This window comes from Streptomyces sp. T12 (assembly GCF_028736035.1).
Lineage (GTDB): Bacteria > Actinomycetota > Actinomycetes > Streptomycetales > Streptomycetaceae > Streptomyces.
In genome coordinates, this window is record NZ_CP117866.1 from 2,949,752 (window position 1) to 2,970,117 (window position 20,366).

Below are 20,366 nucleotides of genomic sequence, written 5' to 3' on the forward strand. Positions count from 1 at the left end.
CCAAAGCATCGGAATAGTTGCCCAGGCACACCGGGTTGATCCCCCACATGACACAAACGACGAACGAACAGCCCACCGGCAGAGCGACCGGCCCCATCGTCCCGGTCCTCGCCTTCGCGGGCATCGTTGTCGCGGTGATGCAGACCCTGCTCGTCCCGGTCATCAAGGACCTGCCGCAGCTGCTGAGCACCGCGCCCAGCAACGCCACCTGGGTCCTGACCTCCACACTGCTCTCGGGCGCCGTCGCCACCCCGATCATGGGCCGGCTCGGTGACCTCTACGGCAAGCGGCGCATGCTGATCGCCAGCCTGGCCGTGATGGTGATCGGCGCGCTGGTCAGCGCGCTCACCAGCACCCTGATACCCATGATCGCCGGCCGCACCCTCCAGGGCTTCGCGATGGGCGCGATCCCGCTCGGCATCGGCCTCATGCGCGACATGCTGCCCCGCGAGCGGCTCGGCTCGGCGATGGCCCTGATGAGCTCCTCGATCGGCGTCGGCGGCGGACTCGCACTGCCCGCCGCGGCCCTGGTCGCCCAGCACGCCGACTGGCACGCCCTCTTCTACGGCGCCGCCGGCCTCGGTGTCCTCGCCATCGCCCTCACCCTCCTCGTCGTACCGGAGTCCAAGGTCCGCGCGGAAGGCTCCTTCGACACCCTCGGCGCACTCGGCCTCTCCGCCGGCCTCGTCCTCTTCCTCCTGCCGATCACCAAGGGCAGCGACTGGGGCTGGACGTCGGGCAGCACGCTCGGCCTGTTCGCCGCATCGGCCGTCGTCCTCGTCCTCTGGGGCGTCTACGAGCTGCGCACGCAGGCTCCCCTCGTGGACCTGCGCACCACGGCCCGCCCGGCCGTCCTCTTCACCAACCTCGCCTCGATCATGGTCGGCGTCAGCTTCTACGTCGTCTCCCTGGTCCTCCCCCAGCTCCTCCAGCTGCCGAAGGAGACGGGCTACGGCCTCGGTCAGTCGATGGTCGTGGCGGGTCTGCTGGTGGCCCCGCTCGGCCTGACGATGATGTTCACCGCCCCCGTCTACGCCCGCCTCTCGGCGAAGTACGGCCCCAAGACCACCCTGATCCTCGGCCTGCTGATCATCGCCATCGGCTACGGCGCCGGCCTCGGCCTGATGAGCGCCCCCTGGCAGAGCCTCGTCATCTCGGTGGTCCTCGGCGCGGGCATCGGCCTCGCGTACTCCTCCCTCCCCGCCCTGATAGTCGGCGCGGTCCCGGCCTCGGAGACGGGCGCGGCGAACGGCCTGAACACGCTGATGCGTTCCATCGGTACGTCCGTGTCGAGCGCCGTCATCGGCATGGTGCTGGCCAACACCGCGAACAACGTCGGCGGCGTCGAGATCCCGACGATGCACGGCTTCCGCGTCTCCTTCCTGATCGCGACTGCCGCGGTCGCCGTAGGCCTCCTCCTGGCCCTCTTCCTCCCGAAGCAGCGCCCGGCCTCCGCCCACCCGCAGCTGCGCGCCAGCAGCGAGGAGGACGCCAACCTGGAGCGCGCCGAAGAGGCACTGCGCGGCTTCCGCGGCCGCGTCCTGGACGCCACCGGCACCCCCGTCCCCCGCGCCAAGGTGACCCTGATCGACCGCCGGGGCCGCCAGGCGGGCGCCACCCTCTCGGCGGAGGACGGCAGCTACGCCCTCACCGTCCCCACCCAGGGCGCCTACGTCCTGGCCGCCCGAGCCGACGGCCACGCCCCGCTCGCCTCGTCGGCCACGCACACGGGCGACGACAGCCCGGTCGACCTGGACCTGTCGCTGCCGGGGGAGACGGTCACGGCCTGAGGCTCCTGGGGCCTTGGGGCCTTGGGGCCTTGGGGCCGACCGAGTCATCCGACTCACCTGAGATCCACACCACTGAGATCCACACCACTGAGATCCACACCACCCGCACCCCCTGTCGCTCGACCGGCAGGGGGTGCGGCAGCATGGGCGCCCATACGCTCGTACGACCGAAGGGAACCCCATGTCCACGGCCCCCAAGCCGGAGATCCTGGCCGCGTTCGAGGCGGCCAAGGGCTTCATGCCCGTGGGCGAGGGGCTCGCGCTCTACTCGGCGGCCGTCGAGGCCGGGCGGCTCGGTCTCCCGCTCCTGGAGGTCGGCACGTACTGCGGCCGCTCGACGATCCTGCTCGCCGACGCCGCCCGCCAGGCCGGGGTGACGGCCCTCACGGTCGACCACCACCGCGGCAGCGAGGAGCAGCAGCCGGGCTGGGAGTACCACGACCCGCAGACCGTCGACCCCGAGATCGGCCTGATGGACACGCTGCCGACGTTCCGCCGCACGCTGCACAAGGCGGGCCTGGAGGAGCACGTGATCGCCCTGGTCGGCCGCTCCCCGCAGGTGGCGAAGATCTGGGGCACTCCCCTCGGCCTGGTCTTCATCGACGGCGGCCACACCGACGAGCATGCGAACGCCGACTACGAGGGCTGGGCCCCGCATGTCGCCGAGGGCGGCCTGCTCGTCATCCACGACGTCTTCCCGGACCCGGAGGACGAGTTCACCGGCCAGGCGCCGTACCGGGTGTATCTGCGGGCGCTGGAGTCCGGGGCGTTCACGGAGGTGTCGGTGACCGACTCGCTGCGGGTGCTGAAGCGGACGGGGTCAGGGGCCTGAACTCCGGCGCCACTCGACCGTGCCTTCCCGGCACCGGGCGTGGTCGGCCCGTATGGTGGCAGGCGTGTCGTACGTAGGTCCGGACTTCGATCCTCCCCAGCCCCGCCGCAACCGCCGCCGAGCCCTGACCGTCGCGGCCGCCGCCCTCATGCCGGGAGCCCTGCTCGGTTGGGTGATGTACGAGGCGGTGGGCGGCCCCGGCGACGGAGGCGCGTCGGGCAACGCGGCCGTACGGCCCTCCGAGGCGCCCGCGAACACGGCACCGACGATCTCCGCCACGAACGACGACAAGCCACCGGGCCCGACCCCCACTCCCACCGCCGACTCCGGCGCCCTCAAGGGCAAGGTCGTCGTCATCGACCCGGGCCACAACCCCCACAACTTCCAGCACACGGCCGAAATCAATCGCAAGGTGAACATCGGCACGAACTGGAAGGAATGCGACACCACGGGGACGTCCACCAACGACGGTTACACCGAGGCCGAGTTCACACTGGACGTCGCCCACCGGCTGCGCACGCTGCTGCAGAAGCAGGGCGCCACGGTCAAGTTCACCCAGGACGGCGACCGTTCCTGGGGCCCCTGCGTCGACGAGCGGGCCGAGATCGGCAACAAGGCGCACGCCGACGCCGTCGTCTCCCTCCACGCGGACGGCGCGGACGCCGGCCAACGGGGCTTCCACGTCATCCTCCCGGCCAAGGTGAACGCGGGCGCCGCGAACACCGGCCCGATCGTCACCCCCTCCCGCGACCTCGGCGAGCGCATCGCGGGCTCCTTCGTCCGCGCGACGGGCAGCGCGCCGTCCAACTACGTCGGCGACGGCACCGGACTCGTCACGCGCAAGGATCTTGGCGGTCTCAATCTGTCAACGGTTCCCAAGGTGTTCATCGAGTGCGGCAACATGCGCGATAGCAAGGACGCGGCGCAGCTCACCAGCGGCGCGTGGCGGCAGAAGGCGGCGCGAGGGATCTCTGAGGGAATCGTGAGTTTCCTGCGCGGGTAGTGATCGGCGGGCCGATCCCGGCGGACACCCTCGTCGGTCGGACGATAAGGTCTCCGTACGATGAGGGGCCACCCCCGCGCTTCACACCGGGGCCTGACGGCGACATGGTGACAGCGACGCCTCCAGCGATGCCGATGACGAGACGACTGACGAAGGACCCTGAAGTGAATATCCGCTCCCTCACTCGAGGCGACGGCGTGGTGATCGGAGCAGCGGTATTGCTGTTCATCGCGTCGTTCCTCCAGCTCTACTCCGCCTCCGGGTACAACCTTGACATCACCGGGTGGGAAAACCTCGGACTTGGCTTCGGCACCTACCTGGGCGGGGTCATCGGTGGTGCCCTGATCGTCGTCAACCGCCTCCTGCCCCAGCCGCGCAAGGTCGCCGGGCTGGACCTCGGAACAGTCGGTGCGGCATTCACGATTCTCGCCGCGTGGAGCCTGTTCTGGACGCTGGTGGACGTACCCGAGGGCGGCAGCGCCGCCGCAGGGCTGATCCTCGGCTTCATCGCCGCCCTGGCCCTCGCGGGCGGCGCCATCGCCACCCCCCTGGTCCCCGCCCTCCAGGCCGCCCTCCTCCCGGCCCCCCGCCCCGCCGCCCCCCAGCCGCCCTACGGCGGTCAGCCGCAGGGTGGTTACGGCTACCCGGGTGCCCAGCAGCCGCAGCCCGGGCAGCCGTACGGCGGTCAGCCGCAGCCCGGGCAGCCCTTCGGTGGGCAGCCCCAGCAGCCGCAGCAGCCGCAGGCGCCGGCCGCGGACTTCTCGCCGTTCTGGTTCGCCGTACCCGTGGCGCGGCCGCTGTTCGCGGAGGACGGTTCGCCGACCCCCATCGCCGAACTCGCGCCGGGCACCTGGTACCTGGCCGTCGAGCAGCGCGGTGCGGCCCTGGTCGCGCAGACGCAGGACGGCCGCCGTGGCGTGCTGCAGGACACGTCGGGCATCCAGCGCGGCTGAGCCGCAAAAGAAGCCGTAGCGATAGCCGTACGACGGCCCCTCACCCTTCCCGGTGAGGGGCCGTCGTCGTACAGTCGCAAGCCTCCACGCAGAGCTGACACACCGTCAGACACCGTCAGGCACCCGTCAGGAGGCAGACATGCGGCTCGGGCTCGCACTCGGCTACTGGGGTCGCGGCCCCTCCGCGGACCATGTACCGCTGGCCCAGGAGGCCGAGCGGCTCGGCTACGACTCGGTGTGGACCGCCGAGTCCTGGGGGTCCGACGCCTTCACCCCGCTCACCTGGATCGCCGCGCAGACCTCAAGGATCAAGCTCGGTACGGCGGTTGCCCAGATGGCCGCCCGCTCCCCCACCACCACCGCCATGCACGCCCTCACCCTTGACCACCTCTCCGGCGGGCGCATGATGCTCGGGCTCGGGTTGTCGGGGCCGCAGGTGGTGGAGGGGTGGTACGGGCGGCCGTTCCCCGCCTCGCCGCTGACCGCCACGCGCGAGTACGTCGATGTCGTACGGCAAGTACTGCGCCGCCAAGCCCCCGTAGAACTCGACGGACGCTTCCACTCCCACCCGTACCGCGGCCCGGACGCCACCGGCATCGGCAAGGCCCTGAAGCCGATCACCCACCCCCTCCGCCCCGACCTGCCCGTCCTCCTCGGCGCCGAGGGTCCGAAGAACGTCGCGCAGACCGTCCGGATCGCCGACGGCTGGCTGCCGTTGTACTGGTCGCCGAGCAGGCCCGACGTGTACGGGGAGGCGGTGCGCGACCTCCCGCAGAGCTTCCTCGTCGCCCCTATGACCCGCGTCCAAGTCTGCGCCGACGTCTCCGAAGGCCTCCTCCCCGTCAAGGCCATGCTCGGCTTCTACATCGGCGGCATGGGCCACGCGGCCCGCAACTTCCATGCCGATCTCATGGCGCGGATGGGGTACGAGGAGGAAGCCCGCCGGATTCAGCGGCTGTTCCTGGACGGCCGCCGCGAGGAGGCCGTACTCGCCGTCCCGGACGCCTTCGCCGACGAGATCTCGCTCGTCGGGCCTCGTGAACGCATCGCCGAGCGGTTGGAGTTGTGGCGGAAGGGGCCGGTGACCGATCTGCTCGCCCTCGCACCCGACCCGCACACCCTGCGTGTGCTCGCCGAGCTCAACTCATAGCCCGGCGCGCCTGGTTTCATCCGGGGTTCAAGGGCTACCCGAAGGGCATGTCCCCTCGATATGGCAACGGTTCCAACCAGGCCGGAACGGTCATAGCGATCGTCGCCGACATCATGGCCCTCATCCTGGGCCTGTGGATCCTGATGTATCTGCTGGACGCCAACCGCGCCAACGCCTTCGTCCAGTTCATCCATGACGCGGCCCGCTGGCTGGCGGGCTGGTCCCATGACCTGTTCACGTTCGACGAGGCGTGGGCGAGGGTGGTGGCCGGGTACGGGCTCGCAGCGGTGGTCTACCTGTTCGTGGGCCACGCGATCGCCAATCGCGTACATCGCCACTGACGCCTTGAGGGGCGCGGGGAACTGCGCGATCAACCACAGACAACCCGCACCCGCCAGACGGCAAGGACATCCGAGCTCTCAGCTGCAGCAGTCCGGGTCCAGCCCCGTCGGCAGGCGATCCCCGCCGAACACCGCACACGTCGCCTCATGCCCGCCCAGCGCCGCGACGGCCAGCAACAGCGAACCGGCCGTCCAAGTCGTCAGCTCGCGCGGCCAGATGGCGTCGTCGTCGAAGACGTACCCCGTCCAGTACAACCCGCTCTCCGGGTCGCGCAGGTGCTGGATCGACTGGAGGATCTCCAGCGCCCGGTCCGACTCGCCCATCGCCCACAGGGCCAGGGCGAGTTCGGCCGACTCGCCGCCCGTCACCCACGGGTTGGGCACGACGCACCGCACCCCGAGGCCGGGGACGACGAAGCGCTCCCAGCCCTCCTCCATCCGGGACTTGGCCTCGGCGCCCGTCAACGCGCCGCCCAGCACCGGGTAGTACCAGTCCATCGAGTAGCGGTCCTTGTCCAGGAACCGCTCCGGGTGACGACGGATCGCGTGCCGCAACGCCCCCGCAGCCAACTCCCAGTCCGGCTGCAGCTCTTCCCGCTGCTCGGCGATGGCCAGCGCGCACCGCAGTGCGTGGTGGATCGAGGAGGAGCCGGTCAGCAGGGCGTCCTGCGTCGCGGTGCCGTCCTCGTCGCGCCGCCAGCCGATCTGTCCGCCCGGCTGCTGGAGCTGGAGGACGCACTCGATGGCCGCGTAGACGGACGGCCACATGCGGTCCAGGAACGTGTCGTCGCCGGTGGAGAGGTAGTGGTGCCAGACGCCTACGGCTATGTAGGCGACGAAGTTGGTCTCGCGGCCGGTGTCGGTGACGTCGTCGAAGGCGCCGTCCGCGTAGGCGGCGTACCAGGAGCCGTCCTCGTTCTGGTGGGTCGCCAGCCAGGTGTACGCCCGCTCGGCGGCCGCGTGCTCACCGGCCGTGTCCAGCGCCATCGCCGCCTCGACGTGGTCCCACGGGTCGAGGTGATGCCCGCGGAACCAGGGGATCGCCCCATCCTCACGCTGTACGGCGAGGATCCCTGCGACGGTCGCGGCGGCCTGCTCGGCGGTGAGGACCCCGGGCAGGACGAGGTGTTCTGTCCGGGGAGTGGTCACGAGGTGGCCACCTGAGGCAGGTGGGGCTTGGTCGCGTACGCCACGAAGCTCTTGCCGATCAGCGGGTTCAGCGCCTGTTCGGCGACCCGGGTGGCCAGCGGTTTCTTCATGATGTCCCAGACCAGGAGCTTGTGGTACGCCCGCACCGGCAGCGCCTTGTCGTTGTCGACACCGAACGCGCACTTCAGCCACCAGTACGGGGAGTGCAGGGCGTGGGCGTGGTGGGTGCCGTACGGCTTCAGGCCGGCCTCGCGGATCTTCGCGAGCAGTTCGTCCGCCTTGTAGATGCGGATGTGGCCGCCCTCGACCTCGTGGTAGGCGTCGGACAGCGCCCAGCAGACCTTCTCGGGGCCGTAGCGGGGGACGGTGATGGCGATACGGCCGCCGGGCTTGAGCACCCGGACCATCTCGGCGAGTACGCCCTTGTCGTCCGGGATGTGCTCCATGACCTCGGAGATGATCACGACGTCGAAGGACTCGTCGGGGAAGGGGAGGGCGAGCGCGTTGCCCTCCATCGCCGTCGCGGTCGCGCCCTCGGGTGCCTCCCCGGCCTCCTTCATCGCCGCGAACCACTTGGCGACCTCGCGGATCTCCTCCCCGTTCTGGTCCAGCGCCACGACCTGGGCACCGCGCCGGTAACACTCGAACGCGTGCCGGCCGGCACCGCAGCCGAGGTCCAGGACGCGGTCGCCCGGGGCGAGCGGGAACCGGGAGAAGTCGACGGTCAGCACGTTGGCCTGCTTTCGCGGTCGGAGCGGTTGGAGGGGCGGGGGTCGATGGTGCGGTGGACGGGCGCGGCGGTCATGAGGCGGCCTCGGTCACGCGGACGGCCTCGCCGTCCCTCGCGGCCTCGGTCACGCGGGCGTCCTCGCCGCCCCCCGCGGTCCCAGTCACGCGGGCGTCCTCGCCGCCCCCCGCGGTCCCAGTCACGCGGGCGTCCTCGCCGTCCCTCGCGGCCTCGGGCCCTCGCGGGGCATTGGCCACCCTTGCCGGTGCGGCGTGTGCGGGAGTCGCCGCGGAGCGGCCGGGAGTCGGGGCCGCGGAGCGGGCAGTGCTTGCCGCGGAGCGGCGTGGGGCACCGCCCGTGGAGCCAGGGCGTACGTCACCGCCCGCGGAGCCGAGGCGTGGGTCACCGCCCGTGGAGTGGGCTATGGCCTCGCGGTAGCGGGTCACCGTCCCCTCGGCGGCCTTCGCCCAGGTGAAGTTCCGCAGGACGCGGTCACGCCCGGCCGCTCCCAGGCGGTCGCGGAGCTCCGCATCGCCCAGCAGTCGGCTCAGAGCGGCCGCCAGCGCCCCGGGGTCCCCCGGCGGCACCGCCAGACACGTCTCCCCGTCGCGCCCGGCGACCTCCGGGATCGCCCCGCCGGTCGTGGCGACCAGCGGCGTCCCCGTGGCCATGGCCTCGGCGGCCGGCAGGGAGAAGCCCTCGTACAGCGACGGCACACATGCCACCTGCGCCGATCGGACCAGGTCGACGAGCTCCGCGTCGGAGATGCCCTTGACGAACTCGACGGCGCCTTCGAGGCCGTACCGCTCGATCGCCTGCGCGACCGGCCCCTCCTCGGACCGCTTGCCGACGACGACGAGGTGGGCGTCGGGGTGCTCGGTGCGGACCTTGGCGAGCGCCTCGACGAGGAAGACCAGGCCCTTCAGCGGGACATCGGCGCTGGAGGTCGTGACGATCCGGCCGGGGATCTGCCGTACCGACGCATCCGGCGAGAACAGGTCGGTGTCCGCGCCGATGTGGACGACGTGGATACGGTCCTGGCGTACACCGAGGTGGTCGACGATCTCCGCGCGGGACGTACCCGACACGGTCAGTACCGACGGAAGGCGGCGCGCGACCCGCTTCTGCATGCGCGTGAAGGCGTACCACCGGCGCACCGACATCCGCCGCTGCCAGCCCTCAGCCGCGTCCAGCTCCAACTGGCGGTCGACGGTGATGGGGTGGTGGATGGTGGTGACGAGCGGGGCGCCGACCTCGCCCAGCAATCCGTACCCCAGCGTCTGGTTGTCGTGCACGACGTCGAACTCGCCGCGCCGGGCGCGCAGATGGCGGCGGGCGCGCAGCGAGAAGGTCAGGGGCTCGGGGAAGCCGCCGGTCCACATGGTGGCCACTTCCAGCGCGTCGATCCAGTCGCGGTACTCGTCGCGCCCCGGCGTGCGGAAGGGGTCGGGCTGGCGGTAGAGGTCGAGGCTGGGGAGCTCGGTGAGGGTCAGCCGGCCCGCGTAGTCCGCGCCCTCGTCGAGGACGGGGTAGGGCTGGGAGCCGATGACCTCGACGCGGTGGCCGAGGCGGGCCAGCTCGCGGGAGAGGTGCCGTACGTAGACGCCCTGGCCGCCGCAGAACGGGTTCCCTTTATAGGTGAGAAGCGCGATGTCGAGCGGTCGCTCGCCGTCGGCGGCAGGGTCCTGTGGAGACCCGGCCTCCCTGGCCTCAGCGGTCACTCTGGGCCCCCTTCTCCCTGCACGGTCCCGCGAGATTACGCCGGGACGCTAATCTAGAACAAGTTTCAGACTTGATCGTTCAAGAGGCTCTGAATCTACCGGCAGGTAGCGCCGCTGTGAGCGATGGATCAGGTGATTCACGCCACGACCGACGCCCTGGCATGCTGTCCGGTCACTCACCCTCACCGACTGTCACGGAACGGGATCCATGCCTGCGGAAGCCAGTAGCGCAAGCCCTGCCTCACCGCCCCTCACCGAGCGGCAGGAGGCCCGGCGTCGGCGCATCCTGCACGCCAGCGCGCAGCTCGCCAGCCGGGGTGGTTTCGACGCCGTACAGATGCGGGAGGTCGCGGAGTCCTCGCAGGTGGCGCTCGGCACGCTGTACCGCTACTTCCCGTCCAAGGTGCATCTGCTGGTCGCCACGATGCAGGACCAGCTGGAGCACATGCACGGCACGCTGCGGAAGAAGCCGCCGCAGGGGGAGACGGCGGCGGAGCGGGTGGCGGAGACGCTGATGCGGGCCTTTCGCGCGCTGCAGCGCGAGCCGCACCTGGCCGACGCCATGGTCCGGGCCCTGACCTTCGCCGACCGGAGTGTCTCGCCCGAGGTCGACCAGGTCTCCCGCCAGACCACGGTGATCATCCTGGACGCCATGGGCCTGGCGAACCCGACACCCGAGCAGCTCTCCGCCGTCCGCGTCATCGAGCACACCTGGCACTCGGCCCTGATCACCTGGCTCTCGGGCCGCGCCTCGATCGCCCAGGTGAAGATCGACATCGAGACGGTGTGCCGGTTGATCGACCTGACGGCGCCGGAGCCGGAGGCCCGGGCCTAGGCACACGAAGGACCTACGAGCACACGAAGGACCTACGAGACGGGTTCCCTTCGCCGGTATTACCCGGATCAGGTGATGGGGGTCGCCTTCCGGTCTTCCGACCTCTCGGTCTTCCGACTTTCCGGCCTCTCAGCCCGGACCGTCGACGTCGGCCCCAGCGGAAGCCGTCTGCTTCCCGCCAGAGTCGGCTACTCCGGTTCGAACTCCCTCACTCGTCCCGTAGGCCGACTTCCAGGATAGAACTTCCGCCCGAGGAAAGAACCACCTGCAATGGTAATTTTTTTGGCGAAATCGGACGACTCCTCGGACGGCACTACTCCTCGGGCGGGAACACCGGCTCCCCGCTCCCCAGCAGCGTGATCACGATGGCCTCCACCGGGCAGCTCTCCGCCGCGGCAAGGATCTTCTCGTTCGCGTCGGTCTCGGGGTCGGCCGGATGGGACTGCCGGCCGGTGTCGAGGTGGAAGCCGTCGGGGGCGTGGTGGACGCACTGGGCCGAGCCGATGCACACCGACCGGTCGACCTCGACGTGCCAGCGGTCACCCATCCCCTACGCCTCCCAGCCCGCCGGGAGGTGGATCATCTTGTGCTCCAGGTATTCGCCGTAGCCCTCGGGGCCGAATTCGCGGCCCAGCCCGGAGTTCTTGTAGCCGCCGAACGGGCCCAGCATGTCCAGGCTGAAGGTGTTCACCGAGTACGTGCCGGTACGGACCTGGCGGGCGACCTCGATGCCGTGCCCGGTGTCGGCCGTCCAGACGCTGCCGCTCAGGCCGTAGTCGGAGTCGTTCGCGATCTTCACGGCCTCGGACTCGTCGCCGTAGGGGAGGAGACAGATCACGGGGCCGAAGATCTCCTCGCGTGCGATCCGCATCGAGTTGTCGACGTCTCCGAAGAGGGTCGGCTCGACGTACCAGCCCCGCTCCAGGCCCGGCGGACGCCCGCCGCCCGTCAGGATCTTCGCGCCCTCCTCCTGCCCGATCCGGATGTAGTCGAGGTTCCTGCGCTGCTGCCGCTGCGCCACCAGCGGGCCCACCTGGGTCGCCGCGTCCAGCGGATCGCCGACCACCAGCGCGCCGGCCGCCGCGGCGAAGGCCTCGGCGAACTCGTCGTAGCGGGAGCGGGGCAGCAGGATGCGCGTCTGGGCCACGCACGCCTGGCCGTTGTTCATCCAGGCTGCCGGGACGACACCGGCGACCGTCGCCTCGACGTCCGCGTCCGGGAGGACCACGGCCGCCGACTTGCCGCCCAGCTCCAGCGTCACGCGGGTGAGGTTGCGGGCCGCGACCTCCATCACGCGCTTGCCGGCCGCCACCGAGCCGGTGAAGGAGACCTTGTCGATCCGCGGGTGCCCGACCAGGTACTCGCTCACCTCACGGTCCGCCGGGAGGATCGACAGCACGCCCTCCGGCAGCCCGGCGTCCTTCGCGATCTCCGCGAGGAGGTAAGCGTCGAGCGGCGACTCCGGCGACGGCTTGAGCACCACCGTGCAGCCGGTGAGCAGCGCGGGCGCGAGCTTGGCGGCGGCGACGAACTGCGGGACGTTCCAGGGGACGACGGCCGCCACGACCCCGACCGGCTCGCGCCGCACCAGGATCTTGCCGAGGACTCCGTCGCGCGTCTCCTCGTACGTGAAGTTCCGTGCGACCGTGATCGCCGCGTCCCACACCATCATCGCGCCGAGCGCCTGCGCGAGGACGCTCCAGGAGTACGGGGAGCCGTTCTCGCAGGAGATCACGCGGGCGATCTCCTCGTGCCGCAGGGCGATCCCGTCCTTGATGCGGGTGACGACCTCGATCCGCTCGTCGAGCGACATCCGCGGCCAGGGCCCCTCGTCGAACGCCTTGCGCGCGACCGCGACCGCCCGGTCGACGTCGGCCGGCGAGGCGTGTGGCACGCGTCCGATGACCTCCTCCGTGTGCGGCGAGATCACCTCGATGACGTCCTTGCCCAGGGGGTCGGTCAACTCCCCGCCGATGAACAGCTGTCCGTGTTCCACGAGCTCGGTCATGGCCGACGCCTCCTGCGGAGCTGGAGCGGGATTCCTTGGTTTCTGACGCTGTTTCAGGAACTGATACCAGTTCTACCCGGAGGAGTCCACGGAGCGCACACACCTCGCCCCTACGCTGAGCGAGACAGCGAGGGGGCACGGGATGGCAGTTCGCGCGCGCGACTGGGCGGTGTTCGCCACGGCACTGGCGGTGGCCGTCGGCGGCGCCGTATGGATGGCGTCGACCTGGGGTGACGTGAAGCGCGAGAACGGCGTGTCCGTGCACCGGGAGACGAAGAGCCCGGAGGAAATCAGGGAGTACTGGACGCCGGAGCGCGTACGGAACGCCGAACCCGAGTGACCCGACAGCCAGGTGACTCAGGCTCCCATCGGAACCTGTTCTAGTTATAGTGGGCCGGTGGCCGGAACGTGGCGCGGCGATTGGGGATCCCATGGCGCAGGTGTACGACCATGGCGGCGGCGTCCGGTCCATCGAGGTCCCCATCCCTGACAACCCGCTCGGCCACACCCTCGTGTACGTCGTCGACACCGACCGCGGCCCGGTGCTCATCGACACCGGCTGGGACGACCCGGCCTCCTGGGACACCCTCGCCGAGGGCCTCGCGGCATGCGGCACCGCGCCCGGTGAGATCCACGGCGTGGTCATCACCCACCACCACCCCGACCACCACGGCCTGTCCGGCCAGGTGCGCGAGGCCTCCGGCGCCTGGATCGCGATGCACGCGGCGGACGCGGCGATCGTGCGGCGCACCCGCGCGACCCGCCCCGAGCGCTGGTTCTCCTACATGGCGGACAAGCTCACCGCGGCCGGCGCCCCCGACGCCCACGTGTCTCCGCTGCGCACCGCCCGCCGCCGGAGCACCCTGCCCGGCTTCTCCCCCGCCGCGCCCGACCGCGAGATCGTCCCCGGCGACCTCCTCGACCTCCCCGGCCGCCGCCTGCGCGCGATCTGGACCCCGGGGCACACCCCCGGCCATGTCTGCCTGCACCTGGAGGAGGAACACCCGGCTCAACTCCCGGGCCACGGCCGCCTGTTCTCCGGCGACCACCTGCTCCCCGGAATCACCCCGCACATCGGCCTGTACGAGGACCCCGACGACACCACCGTCACCGACCCCCTCGGCGACTACCTGGCCTCCCTCGAACGCGTCGGCCACCTCGCCCCCGCCGAGATCCTCCCGGCCCACCAGCACGCCTTCACCGACGCCGGCGCCCGCGTACGGGAGTTGCTGCTCCACCACGAGTCCCGCCTCACCGACCTCCTGACCCTCCTCGCCGAGCCCCTCACCCCCTGGCAGCTCGCCGAGCGCATGGAGTGGAACCGGCCCTGGGACCAGATCCCGTACGGATCACGGAACATCGCGATCGCGGAGGCCGAGGCCCATCTGCGGCGGCTGGTGAAGCTGGGGAGGGCGGAGGCGGTGGCCGGGAGTGAACCGGTGACGTACGTGGCCGTATAGAGATGACCATGAACGCCATGGATCCTGTGGACCGGCTGCTCGCCGAACGCGCCTGCGAGCGCATCGTCGTCGACTTCGTCCACCGCCTCGACCTCGGCGAACCGTCCTCCGTCGGCGAGCTGTTCACCGAGGACGGCACCTGGGAGTGGCCGGCGGGTGAGCGGCTGGTCGAGGGGCGGGACGCGTTGCGCGCGTACTTCGGCTCCCGCCCCGCCGACCGTCTCTCGCGGCGCCTGATGTCCAACATCCTCGTCACGGTGACGTCCCCCGACACCGCGACGTCGACCTCGTACTTCACGACGTACCGCGTCGACGGCCACGAGGGCGGCCTGGTCCCGCCGGGGCCCCCGGTCCAGGTGGGGCACTACGAGGACACGTTCCGCAGGCCGCCGGACGGCACATGGCTCCTGTCCGCCCGGATCCTCCATCTCGCCTTCGCCGGACCGACCCCGCGCCCGCCCAGGCCATGAAGGCCTCGCACCACCTCCCCTCAGCCGTTTCCCTACGGGCCGGTAGAGTGACGGCGTCGTCATCACGCCCGTACAGGGGGAAGCCGGTGCAAATCCGGCGCTGACCCCGCAACCGTGAACCGGTCGTCAAAGGCCGGTGAGCCGGATCGCCCCGTACGGTTCGTGACCGGCTCACGTGCCCCGGCAGCCGGCCGGAGCACGGCACCGTCGAGGTATACGGAGCCGAGCCGCCCGGGGGTCCCCCCTGTGCTGCCCGGTTCCCCTTAGGGAAGGGCACCCGCCGATCATGTACGTCCGCCGCAGCGCCGCGGTCCTGGCCGCCACCGTCGTGATCGGTACGGCGACGCCCGTCACCGCCGCCGACTCCGCCCCGTCCGCGTCACCGTCCGTGGCGATTCCCACGGGCTTGTACGGCACGACCGACCCGACGTACGACGGTGTATGGCGCCAGTCCCTCGCGCTGCTCGCCCTGGACACGGTGGGTGTGAAGCCGGCGGCGAAGGCCGTGGAGTGGCTGACCGGGCAGCAGTGTGCCGACGGGGGATTCGCCCCGTTCCGCGCCGACGTCTCGAAGGCGTGCGACGCGAAGACGCCGGTCGACACCAACAACACGGCCGCCGCCGTCCAGGCCCTGGCCGCGCTCGGCGGGCACGACGCCGTGACCGGCAAGGCGGTCGCCTGGCTGAAGAGCGTGCAGAACAAGGACGGAGGCTGGGGGTACGCGGTGGGCGGCCCGAGTGACGCGAACTCGACCTCCGTCGTGATCGGTGCGCTCACGGCCGTCGGCGAGAAGCCGGGCGACGTACGCAAGGGGGGCAGGTCGCCGTACGACGCCCTGCTGTCCCTCGCCATCCCGTGCGGCGAGGACGGCGGCGGCGCCTTCGCCTTCCAGCCGGACAAGAAGGGCAAGCTGGCCGCCAACGCGGACGCGACGGCCGCCGCCGTGGTCGGTGCGCTCGGCAAGACGCTCGCCGGTGCCGCCCCGAAGCCCACCGCCGAGGCCCTCGCCTGCAAGAACGCCGCCGACCCCGAGCAGGCCGCGCGCAACGGCGCCGCTTACCTCGTCAAGGCCCTGGCCAAGGACGATCACCTCACGTCGGCCATGCCCGGCGCCGAGAACCAGCCCGACTACGGCAACACCGCCGACGCAGTCCTCGCCCTGTCCACTGCCGGCCACGGCGACAAGGCGGCCGACGCCATGCGCTGGCTGGGCTCCCACTACCGGCAGTGGGCCGAACAGGCAGGCCCGGCCGCATACGCCCAGCTGATCCTCGCCGCGAACACCGGCTTCGACGTACGAGACTTCGACGGCACCGGCGACGACCTGGTCGAGCGCCTCACCGCCACCGGCCCCGCCCCCGAGTTCGTCCCAGCCGTCAAGTCGCCCACGGCGAGCGACGTCCAGAAGCAGGCCGACAAGGACGATGACAACGGCGTCAGCGTCTGGTGGATCGTCGGCGTCGGCCTGGTCGCGGGCATCGGCGTCGGCTTCCTGATCAGCGGCCGCAATAAGGGCAAGTGACCGTGATCCGCCGCGCTTTCACCCTCCTTCTGACCGCGCTGGTCCTCCTGACCGGCGCGGCCCAGGCCGCCCACGCGACGGGCTACCGCTACTGGTCCTTCTGGGACCGCGACGGCGACACCTGGGCCTACGCCACCCAGGGCCCCTCCCTCGCCCGCCCCTCCGACGGCGACGTCCAGGGCTTCCGCTTCGCGGTGAGCGAGGACTCGAAGGACGCCGCGAAGCCGAGGGGCGCGGCCGAGTTCGCGGTGATCTGCGCGAGGACGCCCGCGCAGGACGGCAAGAAGCGGGTGGCCCTGGTCATCGACTTCGGTAAGGCAGCGGACGCCCCGTCGGGCGAGACGCCACCGGCCCGCCGTACGGCATGCGCGCGGGTGGCCCCGGACGCGACCACGGCGGAGGCCCTGGCCGCGGTGGCCAAGCCCCTGCGGTACGACACGAACGCCCTGTTGTGCGCGATCTCGGGGTATCCGGAGAAGGGGTGCGGGGAGCAGGTCGCGGAGGGCGAGAAGCCGACTGCCCCCGAGAAGACGACCGCCGAGAATCGAGAGACGTCGGACGAGGGCCCCTCGCTGGGCCTGGTGGCGGGAATCGCCGTAGTGGCCGTACTCGGCGCGGCAGCGGTCTGGCAGGCACGGCGGCGGCGGACGTGAGGGCACGGCCACAGCTGCACCCCGGCGCCTGGTGGCTCTGGTCCCTCTCCCTAGGCACCGCGGCCACCCGCACCACCAACCCCCTCCTCCTCACCCTCCTCATAGCGACCTCCGCCTACGTAGTGGCGACCTGCCGCCCCGACGCCCCCTGGGCCCGCTCCTACACGGCCTTCGCCAAGCTCGCCCTGGCCGTTCTCCTCATCCGCCTCGTCTTCGCCGTGGCCCTCGGCTCCCCCATCCCCGGCACGCATGTGATCGTCACCCTCCCCGAACTGCCCCTGCCGCACTGGGCGCAGGGCATCCGCCTGGGCGGCAAGGTCACCGTCGAGACCCTCCTCTTCGCCCTCTACGACGGCCTGCGGCTGGCCGCCCTCCTCATCTGCGTGGGCGCGGCGAACTCCCTGGCCAACCCCGCACGCCTCCTCAAGTCCCTCCCCGGCGCCCTCTACGAGATGGGCGTGGCGGTGGTCGTGGCCCTCACCTACGCCCCCCACCTGATCGCCGACGTCCAGCGCCTGCGTGCCGCCCGCCGTCTGCGCGGCCGCCCCGACACGGGTATCCGCGGCCTCCTGCACGTCGGACTCCCGGTCCTGGAGGGCGCGTTGGAGCGCTCGGTCGCCCTCGCCGCCGCGATGGACGCCCGCGGCTACGGCCGCAGCGCCGACGTCCCGCCCCGCGTCCGCCGTACGACCACCGCGCTCACCCTCGGCGGACTGCTCGGCGTCTGCGCGGGAACGTACGGACTGCTGACCGCCGAGGGCGGCACGTACGGCCTCCCGGTCCTCCTCGCCGGACTCGTCGCCGCGCTCGCGGGGCTGCGGCTCGGCGGTCGCCGTACCCTGCGCACCCGTTACCGCCCGGACCGCTGGGACGCCCGCGCCTGGCTGGTCGCCGGTTCCGGCGCGGCCGTCGCCGCCCTGCTGGCCCTCGCCGCCGCCCGCGACCCGGCGGCCCTGCACCCCGGCGTGGTCCCCCTCGTCGCACCCGCCCTCCCCCTGTGGCCCGCGGCGGCCGTCCTCCTCGGCCTGCTCCCCGCGTTCATCAGCCCCGCACCCCGCCGTCCCGCCCTCAAGGAGCCGTCGTGATCCGCTTCGAGAACGTCTCCGTGACGTACGACGGTGCCACCGAACCCACCGTCCAAGGCGTGGACTTCGAGGTCCCGGAGGGTGAACTGGTGCTGCTCGTCGGCCCGTCGGGCGTCGGCAAGTCCACCGTGCTCGGCGCGGTGAGCGGGCTCGTCCCGCACTTCACCGGCGGCACCCTGCGCGGCCGCGTCACGGTGGCCGGCCGCGACACCCGCACGCACAAGCCGCGCGAACTCGCCGACGTGGTGGGCACGGTGGGGCAGGACCCCCTCTCCCATTTCGTGACCGACACCGTCGAGGACGAACTGGCCTACGGCATGGAGTCGCTGGGCCTCGCCCCGGACGTCATGCGCCGCCGCGTCGAGGAGACCCTCGACCTGCTGGGCCTGACCGACCTGCGCGCCCGCTCCATCGCCGCCCTCTCCGGCGGCCAGCAACAACGCGTCGCGATCGGCTCGGTACTCACCCCGCACCCCAGGGCGCTGATCCTCGACGAGCCCACCTCGGCCCTGGACCCCGCGGCCGCGGAAGAGGTCCTCGCGGTCCTCCAACGCCTGGTCCACGACCTCGGCACGACGGTCCTGATGGCCGAACACCGCCTGGAGCGCGTCATCCAGTACGCCGACCAGGTCGTACTGCTGTCCTCTCCGGGCGCGGCCCCCGTCCTCGGCACCCCGGCGGAGATGATGGCCGTATCCCCGGTGTACCCCCCGGTCGTCGACCTCGGCCGCCTCGCAGGCTGGTCCCCGCTCCCTCTGACGGTGAGGGACGCACGCCGCATGGCGCCAGCCCTACGGCAACGGCTTGAGGAACGGAACTACATCGCCGCTAAGGGGCGCGGGGAACTGCGCGATCAACCACAACGAACCCGCACCCGCCAACAATCCGAGCCCCCCGAGCTATTGGGCACCACCGACCGCCGATGGTTCCGACGAAGGCGCACCCCCACCACCACAACAACCCCCCACGCGGCCGAAGTACAAGCCCTCGCCGTAACCCGCGACCGCACCCAGGCCCTACGCCACGTAGACCTCACCGTCTCCCCCGGCGAAACCATCGCCCTCATGGGCCGCAACGGCGCCGGAAAATCCACCCTGCTCAACACGCTGGTCGGCCTGGTCAAGCCCTCCGCAGGTGCTGTCACCCTCGGCGGAGTCGTCGGCCTGGTCCCGCAGGAACCCCGCGACCTCCTCTACGCCGACACGGTCGCCGCCGAGTGCACGACCGCCGACGCCGACGTGGGCGCGGCGCCCGGCACCTGCCGCGCCCTGGTTTCCGAGCTCCTCCCGGACATCTGCGACGACACCCACCCCCGCGACCTCTCCGAGGGCCAGCGCCTGACACTCGCGCTGGCGATCGTCCTGACCGCCCGCCCGGCGCTGCTCCTCCTCGACGAACCGACCCGTGGCCTCGACTACGCGGCGAAGTCCCGCCTGCTCACCCTTCTGCGCGGGCTCGCCGCCGAGGGGCACGCCATCGTGCTGGCCACGCATGACGTGGAGCTGGCCGCCGAACTCGCCCACCGGGTCGTGCTCCTCGCCGACGGCGAGGTGATAGCGGACGGCCCGGCAGCGGACGTGGTGGTCGCCTCGCCGTCCTTCGCCCCGCAGGTGGCCAAGATCCTGGCCCCGCAGAAGTGGCTCACGGTCGCCGAGGTGCGGGAGGCCCTCGCATGACCGGCCGCTCCACTCGCCAGGCCCGAGCCGTCCGCCTCGGACCCCGCTCCATCGCCGCCCTCGTCCTGGTCAGCGCGGTCGGCGTGGCCGCGCTCGGCTGGCCCTTCCTCTCCCCGCCCGCCTCGCAGGTGAGCGCGCACGCGCAGGACGCCCCGTGGCTGTTCACCGGCCTGCTTCTCCTGCTGGTCGCCGTCGTCGCCGCGACGATCTCCGAGTCCGGGCTCGGCCCGAAGGCGGTGGCGATGCTCGGCGTGCTGGCGGCGACCGGCGCCGCCCTGCGCCCCCTCGGCGCCGGAACGGCCGGTATCGAGCCGATGTTCTTCCTGATGGTGCTCAGCGGCCGGGTCCTCGGCCCCGGCTTCGGCTTCGTTCTCGGCGCGGTGACGATGTTCGCGTCCGCCCTGCTCACGGGCGGGGTGGGGCCGTGGATGCCGTTCCAGATGCTGTCGATGGGCTGGTTCACGATGGGCGCCGGGCTGCTGCCGGGCCCGGACCGCCTGCGCGGCCGCGGTGAGCTGCTCCTGCTGGCCGGCTACGGCTTCCTGGCCGCCTTCGCCTACGGCACGGTGATGAACATGCAGGGCTGGCCCTACTTCGACCCGGACGTCACACCGCTCGCCCCCGACCCGCAGGCCGGGCCCCTGGCCAACCTCGCCCGCTTCGCCGCGTACTGCCTGGCCACCTCGCTCGGCTGGGACCTCGGCCGGGCGGTGGTCACCGTCGTTCTCACCCTCACGCTCGGTCCGGCGATCCTCAAGGCGCTGCGCCGGGCCACCCGCCGGGCGGCCTTCGAGAGCCCGGTCACATTCGACGCTCCCGCAGGGTGAGGGACCGCGCGCGGACCGTCAGCGACCCGGTGAACCACCCCACATGACCCACATCACCTACGATCCATCTTAGTCGGACAAATCGGATGCCATGCGCGCGTCAATTTAGCCGCTGACCTGCGCGTTGAGAGCCACGTCACACAAACAACCTTCACCCCACATAC

The 20,366-nt window shown here is 71.6% G+C and carries 20 protein-coding genes and 1 riboswitch; of the genes, 15 read left to right on the top strand and 5 right to left on the bottom strand.

Annotation, left to right across the window (positions count from 1 at the left end):
- The first annotated feature begins 47 nt into the window (after positions 1–47).
- From PBV52_RS13140 to PBV52_RS13165, 6 genes are all read left to right on the top strand, one after another.
- Positions 48–1,790 carry an MFS transporter gene (locus PBV52_RS13140; RefSeq protein ID WP_274238529.1) on the top strand — a complete coding sequence of 581 codons (1,743 nt, stop codon included), beginning with the start codon at positions 48–50 and terminating at the stop codon, positions 1,788–1,790.
- Positions 1,791–1,971: 181 nt separating this feature from the next.
- Complete coding sequence (locus PBV52_RS13145; RefSeq protein ID WP_274238530.1) at positions 1,972–2,622, top strand: class I SAM-dependent methyltransferase; 651 nt, start codon at positions 1,972–1,974, stop codon at positions 2,620–2,622.
- Positions 2,623–2,686: 64 nt separating this feature from the next.
- Complete coding sequence (locus PBV52_RS13150; protein WP_274238531.1) at positions 2,687–3,625, top strand: N-acetylmuramoyl-L-alanine amidase; 939 nt, start codon at positions 2,687–2,689, stop codon at positions 3,623–3,625.
- Between the two features lie 164 nt (positions 3,626–3,789).
- Positions 3,790–4,578 carry a hypothetical protein gene (locus PBV52_RS13155; protein WP_274238532.1) on the top strand — a complete coding sequence of 263 codons (789 nt, stop codon included), beginning with the start codon at positions 3,790–3,792 and terminating at the stop codon, positions 4,576–4,578.
- A gap of 139 nt (positions 4,579–4,717) precedes the next feature.
- Positions 4,718–5,728, top strand: a complete 1,011-nt coding sequence (locus tag PBV52_RS13160) for an LLM class F420-dependent oxidoreductase (RefSeq protein ID WP_274238533.1) — start codon at positions 4,718–4,720, stop codon at positions 5,726–5,728.
- 47 nt (positions 5,729–5,775) lie between these two features.
- Positions 5,776–6,069 carry a hypothetical protein gene (locus tag PBV52_RS13165; protein WP_274238534.1) on the top strand — a complete coding sequence of 98 codons (294 nt, stop codon included), beginning with the start codon at positions 5,776–5,778 and terminating at the stop codon, positions 6,067–6,069.
- Between the two features lie 78 nt (positions 6,070–6,147).
- Here the strand turns inward: PBV52_RS13165 and PBV52_RS13170 are convergent, their stop codons facing one another.
- The 3 genes from PBV52_RS13170 to PBV52_RS13180 form a co-directional block, all read right to left on the bottom strand.
- Positions 6,148–7,218, bottom strand: a complete 1,071-nt coding sequence (locus PBV52_RS13170; RefSeq protein ID WP_274238535.1) for a prenyltransferase — start codon at positions 7,216–7,218, stop codon at positions 6,148–6,150.
- Positions 7,215–7,949 carry a class I SAM-dependent methyltransferase gene (locus tag PBV52_RS13175; RefSeq protein ID WP_128428083.1) on the bottom strand — a complete coding sequence of 245 codons (735 nt, stop codon included), beginning with the start codon at positions 7,947–7,949 and terminating at the stop codon, positions 7,215–7,217. Before PBV52_RS13175 ends, PBV52_RS13170 begins: the two co-directional genes overlap by 4 nt.
- A gap of 70 nt (positions 7,950–8,019) precedes the next feature.
- Positions 8,020–9,666, bottom strand: a complete 1,647-nt coding sequence (locus PBV52_RS13180; RefSeq protein WP_274238536.1) for a glycosyltransferase family 4 protein — start codon at positions 9,664–9,666, stop codon at positions 8,020–8,022.
- Between the two features lie 208 nt (positions 9,667–9,874).
- Between PBV52_RS13180 and PBV52_RS13185 the strand changes: the two genes are divergently transcribed.
- Positions 9,875–10,501 (top strand): TetR family transcriptional regulator, encoded by a 627-nt coding sequence (locus tag PBV52_RS13185; RefSeq protein ID WP_274238537.1) that lies wholly within the window; start codon positions 9,875–9,877, stop codon positions 10,499–10,501.
- Positions 10,502–10,814: 313 nt separating this feature from the next.
- On the opposite strand, the gene PBV52_RS13190 is transcribed toward PBV52_RS13185, so the two are convergent.
- Entirely contained in the window at positions 10,815–11,048 is a 234-nt protein-coding gene (locus PBV52_RS13190) for a ferredoxin (protein WP_274238538.1), read from the bottom strand.
- Between the two features lie 3 nt (positions 11,049–11,051).
- A complete protein-coding gene (locus tag PBV52_RS13195; RefSeq protein ID WP_274238539.1) occupies positions 11,052–12,509 on the bottom strand; it encodes an aldehyde dehydrogenase in 1,458 nt (485 codons plus the stop codon).
- Between the two features lie 142 nt (positions 12,510–12,651).
- Between PBV52_RS13195 and PBV52_RS13200 the strand changes: the two genes are divergently transcribed.
- The 8 genes from PBV52_RS13200 (at position 12,652) to PBV52_RS13235 (ending at position 20,202) form a co-directional block, all read left to right on the top strand.
- Positions 12,652–12,849, top strand: a complete 198-nt coding sequence (locus PBV52_RS13200) for a hypothetical protein (protein WP_274238540.1) — start codon at positions 12,652–12,654, stop codon at positions 12,847–12,849.
- 91 nt (positions 12,850–12,940) lie between these two features.
- Positions 12,941–13,969, top strand: coding sequence for an MBL fold metallo-hydrolase (locus tag PBV52_RS13205; RefSeq protein WP_274238541.1), 1,029 nt, complete (start codon positions 12,941–12,943; stop codon positions 13,967–13,969).
- 17 nt (positions 13,970–13,986) lie between these two features.
- Positions 13,987–14,439, top strand: coding sequence for a nuclear transport factor 2 family protein (locus tag PBV52_RS13210; RefSeq protein WP_274238542.1), 453 nt, complete (start codon positions 13,987–13,989; stop codon positions 14,437–14,439).
- Between the two features lie 29 nt (positions 14,440–14,468).
- Positions 14,469–14,612: riboswitch (cobalamin riboswitch) on the top strand.
- Positions 14,613–14,725: 113 nt separating this feature from the next.
- Positions 14,726–15,961 (top strand): prenyltransferase/squalene oxidase repeat-containing protein, encoded by a 1,236-nt coding sequence (locus PBV52_RS13215; RefSeq protein ID WP_274238543.1) that lies wholly within the window; start codon positions 14,726–14,728, stop codon positions 15,959–15,961.
- Positions 15,962–15,963: 2 nt separating this feature from the next.
- Positions 15,964–16,614 carry an SCO2322 family protein gene (locus PBV52_RS13220; protein ID WP_274238544.1) on the top strand — a complete coding sequence of 217 codons (651 nt, stop codon included), beginning with the start codon at positions 15,964–15,966 and terminating at the stop codon, positions 16,612–16,614.
- On the top strand, positions 16,611–17,699 hold the full coding sequence (locus PBV52_RS13225) for a CbiQ family ECF transporter T component (RefSeq protein WP_274238545.1): 1,089 nt from the start codon (positions 16,611–16,613) through the stop codon (positions 17,697–17,699). The genes PBV52_RS13220 and PBV52_RS13225 overlap by 4 nt, the downstream gene beginning before the upstream one ends.
- A complete protein-coding gene (locus tag PBV52_RS13230; protein ID WP_274238546.1) occupies positions 17,696–19,375 on the top strand; it encodes an ABC transporter ATP-binding protein in 1,680 nt (559 codons plus the stop codon). The genes PBV52_RS13225 and PBV52_RS13230 overlap by 4 nt, the downstream gene beginning before the upstream one ends.
- Entirely contained in the window at positions 19,372–20,202 is an 831-nt protein-coding gene (locus PBV52_RS13235; RefSeq protein ID WP_274238547.1) for an ECF transporter S component, read from the top strand. The genes PBV52_RS13230 and PBV52_RS13235 overlap by 4 nt, the downstream gene beginning before the upstream one ends.
- The last annotated feature ends 164 nt before the right edge of the window (positions 20,203–20,366 follow it).